General features: G+C 72.3%; 8 protein-coding genes and 1 pseudogene. 1 reads left to right on the top strand and 8 read right to left on the bottom strand.

Annotated features, from left to right (window positions below):
* Positions 1-49 precede the first annotated feature (49 nt).
* The 6 genes and pseudogenes from glnE to PQS31_RS16420 form a co-directional block, all read right to left on the bottom strand.
* The gene (glnE, locus tag PQS31_RS16445) at positions 50-2,824 is read right to left on the bottom strand and encodes a bifunctional [glutamate--ammonia ligase]-adenylyl-L-tyrosine phosphorylase/[glutamate--ammonia-ligase] adenylyltransferase (protein ID WP_272763928.1); all 2,775 of its coding nucleotides are present in this window, start codon (positions 2,822-2,824) and stop codon (positions 50-52) included.
* 229 nt (positions 2,825-3,053) lie between these two features.
* Positions 3,054-4,679 (bottom strand): NAD(P)/FAD-dependent oxidoreductase, encoded by a 1,626-nt coding sequence (locus PQS31_RS16440; RefSeq protein WP_272763927.1) that lies wholly within the window; start codon positions 4,677-4,679, stop codon positions 3,054-3,056.
* Between the two features lie 2 nt (positions 4,680-4,681).
* On the bottom strand, positions 4,682-5,803 hold the full coding sequence (locus PQS31_RS16435; protein ID WP_272763926.1) for a UDP-N-acetylglucosamine--N-acetylmuramyl-(pentapeptide) pyrophosphoryl-undecaprenol N-acetylglucosamine transferase: 1,122 nt from the start codon (positions 5,801-5,803) through the stop codon (positions 4,682-4,684).
* Between the two features lie 249 nt (positions 5,804-6,052).
* The gene (locus PQS31_RS16430; protein ID WP_345781609.1) at positions 6,053-6,541 is read right to left on the bottom strand and encodes a GNAT family N-acetyltransferase; all 489 of its coding nucleotides are present in this window, start codon (positions 6,539-6,541) and stop codon (positions 6,053-6,055) included.
* Positions 6,527-6,775: pseudogene (locus PQS31_RS16425) on the bottom strand (GIY-YIG nuclease family protein); the annotation flags it as partial. The pseudogene PQS31_RS16425 and the gene PQS31_RS16430, both read right to left, overlap by 15 nt.
* A 44-nt stretch (positions 6,776-6,819) precedes the next feature.
* Positions 6,820-8,031, bottom strand: coding sequence for an FAD-dependent oxidoreductase (locus tag PQS31_RS16420; RefSeq protein ID WP_272763924.1), 1,212 nt, complete (start codon positions 8,029-8,031; stop codon positions 6,820-6,822).
* Positions 8,032-8,155: 124 nt separating this feature from the next.
* Here PQS31_RS16420 and PQS31_RS16415 point away from each other — a divergent pair, with 124 nt between their 5' ends.
* Positions 8,156-9,364 carry an NAD(P)/FAD-dependent oxidoreductase gene (locus tag PQS31_RS16415; RefSeq protein WP_272763923.1) on the top strand — a complete coding sequence of 403 codons (1,209 nt, stop codon included), beginning with the start codon at positions 8,156-8,158 and terminating at the stop codon, positions 9,362-9,364.
* 354 nt (positions 9,365-9,718) lie between these two features.
* On the opposite strand, the gene PQS31_RS16410 is transcribed toward PQS31_RS16415, so the two are convergent.
* Complete coding sequence (locus tag PQS31_RS16410) at positions 9,719-10,792, bottom strand: 3-deoxy-7-phosphoheptulonate synthase (protein WP_272763922.1); 1,074 nt, start codon at positions 10,790-10,792, stop codon at positions 9,719-9,721.
* Positions 10,793-11,018: 226 nt separating this feature from the next.
* Positions 11,019-13,211: a hypothetical protein gene (locus tag PQS31_RS16405; protein ID WP_272763921.1), complete on the bottom strand. Its 2,193-nt coding sequence runs from the start codon at positions 13,209-13,211 to the stop codon at positions 11,019-11,021.
* Between the last annotated feature and the right edge of the window lie 10 nt (positions 13,212-13,221).

Raw genomic sequence — 13,221 nt, 5'->3', positions numbered from 1 at the left:
TGACGAGTGTGCGATCCGGGCCGGAAACCAGCGATGAAGGCCCGCGTATTCAGGTCCATCCGGTCATGCGACGGATCGTTTCACGCGCGGTGTCGAGGTCGGGGGACGGCGCCATCAGCCGGGGCCGCCGGTCCAGCATGCACTCCACGCCCGCTGCGACGAGTGCCCCGTGAGCGGCCTGCAACGCGTCCCGCTCCGCGGTGTCCATCAGACCGGCCTCGACGGCGGCATCGAGCAGCGGCGGCGTCGCCCGCGGCTCGAGCAGCGCCGGCGTGGCGTGGGCGGACTGCAACACCCAGGACTGGACGAGAAACTCGAGGTCGACCAGGCCGCCCTCCCCCTGCTTGAGATCGAAACGCGCGGGCGTCGAGCGGTCCAGCTCGCTCCGCATCCGGCGCCGCATCGCCGCCACGTCGGCACGAACGGCGGCCGCATCGCGCGGCCGGCCCAGCGTCTCGCGACGCACCGCTTCAAAGGCGGCGACCATACCGTCGTCACCGGCGACGAAGCGCGCGCGCACCAGTGCCTGGTGCTCCCAGGTCCAGGCACGCTCGCGCTGGTACTCCGCGTAGCTCGCCAGCGAGGACACCAGCAACCCCTTGCCGCCATCGGGCCGCAGGCGCACGTCCACGTCGTAGAGACGCCCGCCCCCGGTGACGGTGCCCAGCAGATTGACCACCTTCTGCGCCAGGCGCGACGCCCAGCGCTGGGCGTCCAGCGGACGTGCGCCGGTGGACTGGGCCTCCGGCGGCGCGTCGTAGAGAAAGACCAGATCGAGATCCGAGCCGAAGCCCAGCTCCTCGCCGCCGAGGCTGCCGTAGCCGACGACCGCGAAGCGTGCGCCGGGCACGGGTCCGTGGGCGCGTTCGAGATCACCCCGTGCCAGGCTCAGCACCACGTCGACGACCGCGTCGGCGAGCCAGGCGAGCTGGCGCGTGGCCGTCTGCGCATCGAGCCGGCGGTCGAGCGTGGCCAGGGCGATGCGGAAGCTCAGCTGCTGGCGCACCTCGTTGAGCATGAACAGCGACGCCTCCAGATCGGCCTGACGCAGCGCCCGTGCGCAGGCCGCGGCCAGGGCGTCGCGGTCCGGCAAGGCGCCTTCGACGCGCGCGTCGAGCAGTTCGTCGAGCAGCAGTGGATGCGCCGCCAGCCGCTCGGCCAGGAACGCGCTGCGCGTGACCAGACCGACCAGCCGGGCCAGCGCCGCGGGTTGTTCATCGAGCAAGGCGAGGTAACTCGCACGCCGCAGCAGGTTGTGCAGGACCGCGAGCAGGCGGCGGATGGCCTGCAGCGGCCGGTCCGCCGGCGCCGAAGCCTGCAGCAGCACCGGCATCAGGCGGTCGAGTCGCGCGCGTGCGGCATCGGAAAGATCGCGCACGCTGGGCGAGCGCGCGAAATCACGCAGCGCGCCATCGACGTCGCGCGCATCCTGGAAGCCGACCGCCGTCAGCGCGGCGGGGTCTCCGCCCTCGGGCAGTGCCTGCCACCAGGCGGCGAGGTCGTGATCGGCCTCCGGTTCGCGCTGCTGGCTGCGGACGGCCAGCAGCGCGTCGAACTCGTGGGCGATGTGCCGCCGTCGACGCGTCACCTCCGCCTGCAGGCCGGTCCAGTCGTCGAAGCCGAGTCCGCGGGCGATGCGCAGACGATCCAGCGGGTCGTGCGGCAGCACGTGGGTCTGCGCGTCGCGCAGCATCTGCAGCCGGTTCTCCACCCGGCGCAGGCACAGATACGCATCGCGCAGCCGGCTCAGGGCCTCGTCCGAGACCTGCCCGGCCGCGTGCAGCGCCGCGAGCGCGGGCAGCAGGCGCCGTTCGCGCAGGGCGGGCTCGCGTCCGCCGCGAATCAGCTGCAGCGCCTGGGCCAGGAACTCGACTTCGCGGATGCCGCCGTCGCCGCGCTTGATGTCGTCCGCCAGATCCTGGCGCGCGACCTCGGCGCTGATCATCGCCTTCATCGTGCGCAGGCCGTCGAGCGCGCCGAAGTCGAGATACCGGCGATAGACGAACGGACGCAGCAGTGCCAGAAACCGCGTCCCGGCTTCGAGATCGCCGGCCACCGGCCGCGCTTTCTGCCAGGCGTAGCGCTCCCAGTCGCGACCTTCGCGCTGGAAGTACTGCTCCATCGCCGCAAAACTCAGCGCGATGCGGCCGGCGTTGCCGAACGGCCGCAGGCGCAGGTCGACCCGGTGGCAGAACCCGTCGGCCGTGGTCTCGTCGAGCAGGCGCGCGAGTTGCTGGCCGAGCCGGGTGAAGTAATCCTCGGCCGCGAGCGCCCGCGCGCCGTCGCTTTCACCGCCGGATTCGAAGCCGTAGACAAGGTCGATGTCGGAGCTGAAGTTCAGCTCGCCGCCGCCCAGCTTGCCCAGGCCGAAGACGACCAGCCGCACTGGTCGGCCCTCCCCGTCGAGCACCCGGCCATGGCGCTGCGCGAACAGGGCCTCGAGCGCATCGAGCGCCAGCGCAAGGCAGGTTTCGGCGAGCGCGGTACTGCCGGCCAGCGTGGCCTGCACGGTGTCCAGGCCCAGCACGTCGCGCCACACCAGACGGGTCGACGCGGCACGGCGGTAGCGCCGCAGCTGCACCGGCCAGTCGGCCTGCGCGTGCGGTTCGAGCCGCGGCGGCGGGACCGCGGCGTTGCCGTCGGTGCGCAGCAGGGTGTCGAGCAGATCCGGTTGCTGCTGCAGCACGTCGAGGGCGAAGTCGCTGGCCACGGCGACGCGGCGCAGGCGCTCGAGGGCGCGCGGACGCTCAAGAACGGCGTCGGGAAGATGGGCCAGCTGGCGGGCGAGGTGCGCGTCGAGCGCGTCGTCGGGCGGTGTGCTCATGGCCCGGATGATGACACCCGCCTCGGCATGCCCGGCGGCCACTCCAGCGCGCGACGGATCGACAGGCAAAAAAAAGCCCGCTTCCGGCGTACCGGTTACGGGCTTGCTCCCTCCCCCACGTCGGGTGCAGGGCGATAGTGGAAGAGCACGACGCGTTGTGCACGCTGCAGTGCAAAACGATACCCGCGGGTACAAAAACGCACCGGCGGCTGAACGAACGAGCGGCGGCTCAGCGCGGGCGTGGCCGGCGCCCGAGATCGATCAGCACCTCGCGCGCCGCGTTGCGTCCCGGCAGGCCGGTCACCCCGCCGCCGGGATGCGTGCCCGAGCCGCAGAGATACAGGCCGGGCAGCGCGCCGCGGTAGTCTCCCTGGCCCAGCAGCGGTCGCGCGCCGAACAGCTGGTCGGCGCCGAGGCTGCCGTGGAAGATGTCGCCGCCGACGAGGCCGAAGCGCCGCTCGAGATCCAGCGGCGTCAGCGCCTCGAAGCCGAGCACGCTGCGCGCGAAGTTCGGCGCGACCGCATCCACCGTGTCGATCATCAACCGGGCCACCGTGTCGCGATGCGCGTCCCAGCCGCCGGTGGCGTCCGGCATCAGCGGATTGACGTGCTGGCAGAACAGGCTGGCGACGTGTCGGCCGGGCGGCGCGAGGCTGTCGTCGAGCGTGGACGAGATCACCAGTTCGACGATCGGCGCACGCGCCCAGCCGGGATTGTGCTCGCGCGACTTCGCATCGAAATACGCGCGCTCGAAGTAGTCGAGCGACGGTCCGATCAGGATGCCGCTCTGGTGGTGCGGCTGCAGGGCGGTGCCCGGCGCGGCGGTGAAGTCGGGCAGTTCGGACAGCGCGACATTCATCCGGAACGTGCCCGAGCCGCAGCGGTAGCGATCGATGCGCGCGGCGGTATCGGCGTCGAGCGCGTCGCGCGGCACCAGCTGCTGGTACAGCAGTTTCGGATTGAGGTTGGAGACCACCGCGCCGGCATGCAGCGTCCGCCCGTCCTCGAGCACGACGCCCACCGCGTGGCCGCGCTCCACCTGCACCTGCGCGACCGCGGCGTCGGTCTCGATCACCACGCCGCGCGCGCGACACTCCGCCGCGATCGCCTCGCTGATCGCCCCCATGCCGCCGATCGCGTGGCCCCAGACGCCGGACTTGCCGTTGACCTCGCCGAACACGTGATGCAGCAGCACGTAGGCCGAGCCCGGCGTGTACGGACTCGCGAAATTGCCGACCACCGAATCCCACCCCAGGGCGGCCTTCAGCGGCGCGGACTCGAACCAGTCGTCGAGCAGTTCGCCGGCGGATTTGGTGAACAGATCCAGCAGGTCGCGACGGCCGCGCATATCGAGCTGCTTGAGCTGCCTGGCGACCGCCCAGGAGTTCACCCAGTCGGCGAGCACGAAGCCGTCGCTGACGTTCGGCGGCGTGCGCGTCATCAACGCACGCAGCACCGCGACCACGCGTTCGAGCATCGCGTAGTACGCCGGCAGCCGCGCGGCATCGCGCGCCGACCAGCGCGCGACCTCGGCCGTGCCCTCCGCGCCGCCGAGGCGGAACGCGCGGCCGTCCGGCAGCGGCAGGAAGTTCGAGAACGGCCGCTCGACCACGCGCAGGCCGTGCTGCACCAGCCGCAGGTCCGCGATCACCTGCGGATTGAGCAGGCTCACGGTGTAACTGGCCACCGAATTGCGGAAGCCCGGATGGAAGGCCTCGGTGACCGCGGCGCCGCCGACGATGCGCCGACGTTCGAGCACGCGCACGTCGAGTCCGGCGGCGGCGAGATAGGCGGCGCAGACCAGCCCGTTGTGGCCGCCGCCCACCACCAGCACGTCGGCGTCGCGGCGCGGCATGCTCATCCGCGCGTGTGCAGGGCGGCGACGACGCGATCGGCCAGCGCCGCGGCCGCCTGTGGCCGGCCGAGCGCGGCCGCCGCGCGCGCGGCGTCGGGCAGCATCGATGGCGAGGCGAATGCGTCGGTCAGCAGCGCCGTCAGATGCGGCGCGGTCAACTCCGGCTCGGGCACGCACCACCCCGCCCCGGCCGCGGCCAGCGCCTCGGCATTGCGGCGCTGCTCGTCGCGCGAGCCGCCGTGGGGAATCGGCACGAAGATCGCAGGCCGGCCGACGGTCAGCAGATCCGCAGCCGTGGTCGCGCCGGCACGCGTGATCACCAGGTGGGCGTCACGCAGACGCGCGCCCATGTCGTCGAAGAACGGGCGCACGGTCGCGTCGACGCCCACCGCCTGCAGCGCGCGTTCGACGTCCGCGACCGCATCGCCCTTCATCTGCAGCGACAACTGCAGGCGCCGGCGCACGGCCTCGGGCAGCGCCAGCAGCGCCGGCGGCACCACGTCGCCGAACACCCGGGCGCTCTGGCTGCCGCCGACCACCAGCAGGCGCAGCGGTGCATCGTCGGCCAGTGGCGGATAGTCGCCGCGCGCATCGAGAATCGCCCGGCGCACCGGATTGCCGGTATCGAACACGCGCGCGGCCTCGATGCCGGCCAGGCCCGCGGTCGTCGGGAACGATGTCGCCACGCCGTCGGCGAAGCGCAGCAGCTTGCGGTTGGCCAGGCTCAGGCGCGCGCCCTGCTCGTGCAGCAGCAGCGGCAGGGCCAGGCTCTTCGCGGCCAAGGCCGGCGCGAAGCTCGGATAGCCGCCGAAACCGACCAGCAGGCGCACGTCGCGCCGGCGCATGTCGCGACGCGCCTGCCAGGTCGCGCGCAGGATCGTCAGGCCCGCGGCGAGCTTGCCCGCCAGGCCGCCCTCGAGACTGCGCGCTGGCAGCACGACGTGGTCGAGACCGGCCAGCGCCTGGGTGTACGCCGCGCCGCGACGTTCGGTGTAGAGCACCACTGGATGCCCGCGACGCTTCAGTTCGCGCGCCAGCGCCTCGGCCGGGAACAGATGCCCGCCCGTGCCGCCGGCCGCGCAGGCGATCGTGGGCAGGGCCGCGGACGGAGACGCGTGGGACATGGGTTCGCCGGGTGCACGAGGGCGCACGACTATAGCCAGTGCGACGCCGCGGGGCATCCGCGCGGGGACCGCGAGGGCGCATTGCGGCGCAGACCCGGCCAACGCGAGGACGGCGGGCGACCCGATCCCCAACGCGGCCTGCGCCTCGCCGACGCCACTCACGCACACGCCGACACCGCGCAGGCCGACGCGCTGCCGCGGCGCCCGCCGCGGTCGGCGCTACGCCGGCCACAGGCATCGGTGTGCCGGCTACAGCGTCCGCGTCATGAAGATGCTGAAGGGGTCCTCGACGTAGTCGCCGAACGGCGCGCAGCCGACGAAGCCGTGCCGCGCGTACAGCGCGTGCGCCGGTGCGAAGGCCGGCGCGCTGCCGGTCTCCAGGCTCAGTCGCCTCAGGCCCTGCGCGCGGGCCGTGGCCATCAGGTGCACGAGCATGGCCGCGGCCACGCCCTGGCGCAGATGCGCGGGATCGGTGCGCATCGATTTCAGCTCGCCGTGACCGTCGCCGAGATCCTTCAGCGCGCCACAGCCGGCCAGCGCGTCGCCACGCCACGCGGTCCAGAACGACAGGCCCGGCGCGCGCAGGCGGGAGAGGTCCAGCGCGTGGATGCTGCCGGGCGGCGAATGCAGGGCCATGTCGGCCAGATGCCGCTGCAGCAGGGCGACGACACGCGGATCGTCGAGGCCGCCGGCGCGGATCTCGAGGTCCGGCGCGGACGGTGTCTGCAGCCAGGCCAGCTTGCGCGCGCGCGGCTGGCGCTTGAGCTGCCATTCGGCGCGCGAGGCGCTGGCGCGATCGGGATAGGTGCGGCTGGCCAGCACGCGCACCGGTGGATTGCCGCGCGTGTACTTGGCGCCGCGGCCGGCCACGTGCGCGGCGAAGCGGGCATCGAGATCGTTGGTGATACCGGCGTACCAGCTGCCGTTGCGGCATTCGAGCAGATAGAGGTGCCAGGCGCGCGGAGGGGTCATCGGGCGATGATCGAATCCGCCTGCGCCGGCGTCAACGCGGGTGCTCAGCCGGTGCGCTCGAACGCGAACAGTCGCGCCAGCGGATGCGGGCGACGCTCGATCGATGCGCACAGCAGCGCCGCACCCAGCATCGAATACGTGATGCCGTTGCCGCCGTAGGCCATCGCGTACTGCACGCGCGGACCGGTGGCCACGTGCGGGCCGAAGAACGGCAGCCCGTCTTCGGTTTCGGCGAAGGTGCCGGCCCAGGCGAAGGTCGGGGTGAGATCGAGCCCCGGCCAGAGCTTCGTCACACGCTTTATCAGACGCCTGGCCTTGGCGTCCACGCGGCGGTCGCGACGCGCGGGAATGTCGACGTCGTCGTCCTCACCGCCGATCAACAGTCGCCGGTCCGCCGTGGCACGCAGGTAGAGGTAGGGCCGCGCGGTCTCCCAGACCAGCGTGCGGGCGAGCATCTCCGGCAATGCCGACTCGAGGGGATCGGTGACGAAGGCGTAGCTGCTGCGGTTGCGTGCGACGCGCTTGGGCAGCCAGTGCTGGCTGGCGTATCCGGCGGCGACGACGACATGGCCGGCGCGGATGCGCGTGCCTGCATCGGTGGTCGCCAGCACGTCGCGGCTGCGCGGCTGCAGATCGACGATGCGCGTGCGGTCGTAGACCTGGCCTCCGCGGCGCCTGCAACGCGCGAGCAGGCGGGACGCGAAGCGGTAGGGATCGACCTGGGCGGACTGCGTGCTCAGCAGCGCGGCCGGCGCATCGAAGCCGTACCGCTGCCTCACCGCCGGGCCGTCGAGATAGTCGACCTCGAAGCCGTGGCGGCGACGGGCGACGCACTCGTCCTGCAACGCCGGCACGTCGCGCCGGCGGCTGGCGTAATAGAGGCTGTCGGTGCGTTCGAAATCCACATCGCGCACGCTGCGCGCGAGTTCGGCCAGCCTGTCGATCGCCTCGCCGCAGGCGCGGTAGGCCAGGCCGGCGTCGGCCTCGCCGTAGCGGCGCGCGAGATCCACCAGATGGGTGTCGATCTCGTACTGCAGCAGGGCCGTGCTCGCGGCGGTACTGCCCCAGGCGATGTCGCGCTGCTCGACGACGGCGACGTCATGGCCGCGCCCGATCAGCGCATCGGCGATCAGGGCCCCGGTGATGCCGCCGCCGAGCACCAGGACGTCGCAGCGCAGGTCCGTCTCCAGCTTGGGCATGGACTGCATCAGGCCGTTGCGTATCGCCCAGAACGGATAGCCGCTTTTGAGGTCCATGGTGTCGCTGCCGGAGGGGAGGCGCGCAGCCTAGGCAGGCGGGCGTGAGGGCGGTGCAGAGCCGCGGCACCCGGCGGACGGCGGCGACACCGCTACACTGCGCGGCCCGACGCCGCGTCACGCCATGCCCGCCTCCTCCGCCTCACCGCAGCCGCCCGTGGACTGGGACGTCATCGTCATCGGCGCCGGCGCGGCCGGCCTGATGGCTGCGATCGCCGCCGGCCGGCGCGGCCGCCGGGTGCTCGTGCTCGACCATGGCAACAAGGTCGGCAAGAAGATCCTGATGTCCGGTGGCGGCCACTGCAATTTCACCAATACCGGCACGACGCCGGCGCAGTACCTGTCGGCCAATCCCCACTTCTGCAAGTCGGCGCTGGCGCGGTATACGCCGCAGGATTTCATCGACCTGGTCGATGCCCACGGCATCGCCTGGCACGAGAAGGAGCTGGGGCAGCTGTTCTGTGACGGATCCTCGAAGCAGATCGTCCAGTTGCTGCTCGACGAGGCCGCCGGGGCCGGTGTGCAGGTGCGCACGCACTGCGCGGTGCAGCTGCCGCGACGCGTCGACGGCGGGTTCGTGCTCGACACCGCGATCGGCCGGCTGCACGGGGCGGCGCTGATCGTGGCGACCGGTGGCCTGTCGATCCCGAGCATGGGCGCGACCGGTTTCGGTTACGAGATCGCGCGCCAGTTCGGACATGGTCTGCTGCCGACACGTGCGGGCCTGGTGCCGCTGACCCTCAGCGGCAAGCACCAGGAGCGGCTGGACGCGCTCTCCGGCGTGGCTCTCGATGTGGAGGCCGCCTGCAACGGCGCGTTCTTCCGCAACCGCATGCTGATCACCCACCGCGGCATCAGCGGCCCGGCGATCCTGCAGATCTCCTCGTACTGGCAGCCCGGCGACGATCTGCGCCTGGATCTGCTTCCCGGCCGTGACGCACTCGCCTGGCTGCAGGCGCAGCAGACCGAACGCCCCGCGACCGAGCTCAAGAACGTGCTGGCCGAACTGATGCCGCGCCGGTTCGCCCAGCGCCTGTGCGAGGTCTGGCTGGCGAACCGGCCGATGAAGCAGTTCACCCCGGCGCAGCTGCACGACACCGCCGCGCTGCTGCAGGCCTGGCCGCTGGTGGCCAGCGGCACCGAGGGCTATCGCACGGCCGAGGTCACGCTGGGCGGCGTGGATACCGACGGCGTCTCGTCGCGGACGATGGAATCGAAGCAGGTGCCGGGACTGTTCTTCGTCGGCGAGGTGCTCGATGTCACCGGCTGGCTCGGCGGCTACAACTTCCAGTGGGCCTGGGCCTCGGGCATGGCGGCGGGCGAGGCCGCGTAGCGCCATCTCGCATCGGCGGCCGCGCTGCCGTGCCGCCAGGCCCCTGCACTCGCCTCGCCTGGCGACGCTGCAACCGGCGGGCACGCGCGTGACGAGACAGGACGAGACGCGCCGCTCCTGCCCGCCGGGATTGCGCGCACGCGCCCGCGGATCTCTCGCGCCGCGTGACGCGGCGTCACCCTGCAGGGGCGCGAGCGCACGCCGGCATGACGTCGATCCGCATTCGAGCGCAGGCCAGCGCTGCAGCTGCAAGCGCGCGCGAGCGCAGAACCGATCCGCGCGCGGCCACCGGACACGGCGTCGCGCGCGAACACGCGGTGCGGCCTGCCCGTCCGATCCGTCCCACGCCCACGATCACGCGGCCTGCGCCGCCCTGCGGGCGCGTCGCGTGCGCACGGCGTTCGCCAGCCGGTCGAGCACGCGGACCGTCGTCGCCCAGTCGATGCAGCCGTCGGTGATGCTCTGCCCGTAGACCAGCGGCACGCCCGCCACCAGCGCCTGCTGGCCGGCGACCAGGTGGCTTTCGATCATCGTGCCGACGATGCGCGTCTCGCCGTTTTCGAGCTGGGCGGCGATGGCATCGATCACGGCCGGCTGGTTGTCGGGATTCTTGCCGCTGTTGGCGTGGCTGGCGTCGATCATCAGCGCCGCGCGCCGGCCCTGCGCCTGCAGCACGGCGGACGCCGCGGCGACGCTGGCCGCGTCGTAGTTCGGCTGCGCGCCGCCGCGCAGGATCACGTGGCAGTCGGGATTGCCGGCCGTGGTCGCGATCGCGGCGCGGCCGTCCTTGCCGATCGCCAGGAAATGGTGTGGATGCGAGGCCGCGCCCACCGCGTCGACCGCGATGCGCACGTCGCCGCCGGTGCCGTTCTTGAAGCCCACCGGGCACGACAGCCCCGACGCGAGTTCGCGATGCACCTGGCTCTCGGTGGTGCGCGCGCCGATCGCGCCCCAGGCCACCAGATCGGCGAGGTACTGCGGACTGATGATGTCGAGGAATTCCACGCCCGCCGGCAGGCCCATCGCGGCGATCTCGCGCAGCAGGCCGCGTGCGGTGCGCAGGCCGGTGTCGATGCGGAAGCTGCCGTCGAGGCCCGGGTCGTTGATCAGCCCCTTCCAGCCGATCGTCGTGCGTGGCTTCTCGAAATACACCCGCATCACCAGCTCGAGTGCATCGCCGTGGATGTCGCGCAGCGCGCGCAGGCGCCCGGCGTACTCGAGCGCCGCGGCCGGGTCGTGGATCGAGCACGGGCCCACGACGACGATCAGGCGGTCGTCGTCGCCGTGCAGGATCGCGTGGCAGGCCGCGCGTGCTGCAGCGACGGTGTCGGACATCGCGGTCTCGCAAGGCAGGGCCTCGATCAGATCGGCCGGGGAGACCAGGGGCTGCAGCGCGCGGATGCGCAGGTCATCGGTGTGCGGGGGCATGGGCAGGCTCGGGACAGGTGGGGATCCGGAAACGCAAAAAGCCGCCAGGGGGCTGGCGGCTTTCGGGATGCGTGCGACCTCGGAGCTTCAGGGCGCGCGCGGACCGTCCGCCGCCGGTGGCGTCGGAAACGCGTACCAATAGAAGAACGTGGGCAGGCGCGAGGTCATGGGCGCCAGTGATACCACGCGTCCGCCGCCGGCGCGACGGTTGCAGACGCGACGATCTTCAATCGGCCGGCAGCAGCGGGGGCCGGCCCTCGTACCAGTCACGGGCGCCGGCGATGTGCAGGGTGCGGTCGCCGCCCTCGAGTTCGACGCCGAGGCCGAGCACTCCCCAACGCGCGTAGAGATCGCCGTTCGGCGTGCCGTCGGCGATGCGCAGACGCGCCTGCAGATCGATGCGGTCGTTGCGGGCCTCGACGCGGTCGAACACCACCTCGTTCTCGCGCACGCGAAGGCGGCCGGTCGCCTGCGCTTCGCCGGAATCGATCAGATTGCCGATCCAGCGTGGAAATGCGCTGCGTTCGGCGAACAGGCCGAGCAGCACGCGCACGTCGCGCATCGCGACGCGACCGCGGCCGTTGACCTCGAACGGCTCGCGCCACGCCAGCGTGCCGTCCTCCAGTGCGAAACGCGCCCAGGTCGGAGGATCGTCGTCGCCCGTGCCCGCCAGGCGCACGCCGTCGAGTTCGACCTTGAGCGCATCGACGGTGTAGGCGCGTCCCGACCGCTCCATGCGCGTGAGCCGGCTGTCGAGCGCGACGTCTCCGGTCAGCGTCGACGGGCCGAGCGCGAGGCGCACGCCCTGCCCGCGCACCTGCATCCGGCCTTCGATCATCTCGCCGGCGTTGTCGAGGCGCAGATCGCCGCTGGCGGTGCCGCGTCCCGCGAGCAGCCGGGCGCTGTCGCCGGGCAGGTAGCGGTTGTAGGTGCGCAGATCCGGCACCTCGGCCTCGTCGAAACGCAGTCGCGCATCGAGGCGCTCGTGGAATTCGGCCAGCGGCCCGGTCGACTCGAGGTCCAGGCGGAGATCACGCCCTTGCAGGTCCACCCGGTCGGGCGCCGCCTCGGGCGCGAGCGTGAAGCGGTCCATGACGATGTCGACGCGTGTGCGCCGGGACGACGCCTCGTCGTCGTCCACCCGCATCCGCGCGTGCGCCTGGCCCTGGAACCGGTTGTCGAGCACCGTGGCCTGGAGGCGGGCATCGCGCAGATCGAGCCGGCTGCCGGACGCGAGTTCGCCTGCATGCAGATGCACGGCTGCGTCGAGGTCGGCGCGACCGTCGACCGACAGCCAGTCGACGTCGTCGAGGATCACATCGATCCAGCGCAGCGGCACCGCCGGCCACAGCGCCTCGATCCGGCCCGATACCGCGCGCAGCGGCCGCAGCCAGTCGTCCGGTCCCAGTCGCCGGTGGAGAACGGCGAGATCCGCACGCAGGCGCGGTGGCGCGTCGGCACCATCGGGCACGCGGGCCGAGACCAGGATGCGATCGTCGGCCGTGCGCAGGGCCACCCCCAGCGGGTGGCGGACATCCTCGCCGTCCGCGGTGCGCGAGAACACCGGCGCCGACCAGTCCAGACGGCTGCCCGGCATCAGCACGCCGCGGCTCAAGGTGAGATCCGCGCGCAGATGACCGTCGATGCCGGCCATACCGACCGGCAACGCGTCATCGTCGCGGGCGACGAGATCGACGCCGGGCGCCGGACCGTCCACCCGCATGTGCGCATCGAGCAGCACCACCTTCTCCTCGCCCTCGGCCTGTTCGCGAACATGCGCCGGAATCCTCAGGTCGAAGTCCAGCGCACCGTCGCGGAGCAGGACGACGTCGCCGACCGCGAGCGTCGCATCGGGCATCGACAGCGTGGAGCGCCCCACTTCCATCGGCCCGCCCTGCAGCTCCTTCTCGAACGCGAAGCGGGCCTCGCCGTGGCCGGTGACCCGGGCGTCGAAGAAATCCAGGCGCAGCAGGCTGGGCGTGGTGATCGCATCGAAGCGGAACGTCCACGGCGCCCGTCCGGGCCGCACCGTCGAGGGCAGATCGGTCTGGGCACGGGCCACGTGCACCGAGACGTCACGGGCCCGGATCGTGCCGAACGCGACCTCGCGCCACAGCAGCGGCAGCAGCTTGATACGCCCGTGGGCGCCGGGACTGGCGACCGTCCACCGCGTGGTGCGCGCATGCCCGCCCATCACCACGCCCCGTGCGTGGATGTGGCCGGGGTAGAGGCTCATCGCCCAGTCCCAGCGCGCGTGGTAACGCTCGGGCTTGCGGTTGATGACCCGCTCGCCCCAGGCGCTGTTGAGGAAGACGTTGGCGCCCGCCAGGTACAGGGCGTAGACCACGACGAGGACGAGGCCCGCGATGCGCAGGCCACGCCGGTGGGTGCGCAGCCGGGCGATCAGGGGAGGCGACATGCGTACAGCT

Origin of the sequence: Luteimonas sp. BLCC-B24 (assembly GCF_028550595.1) — a bacterium.
Lineage (GTDB): Bacteria > Pseudomonadota > Gammaproteobacteria > Xanthomonadales > Xanthomonadaceae > Luteimonas.
This window is presented reverse-complemented; position numbering and strand designations above follow the sequence as displayed.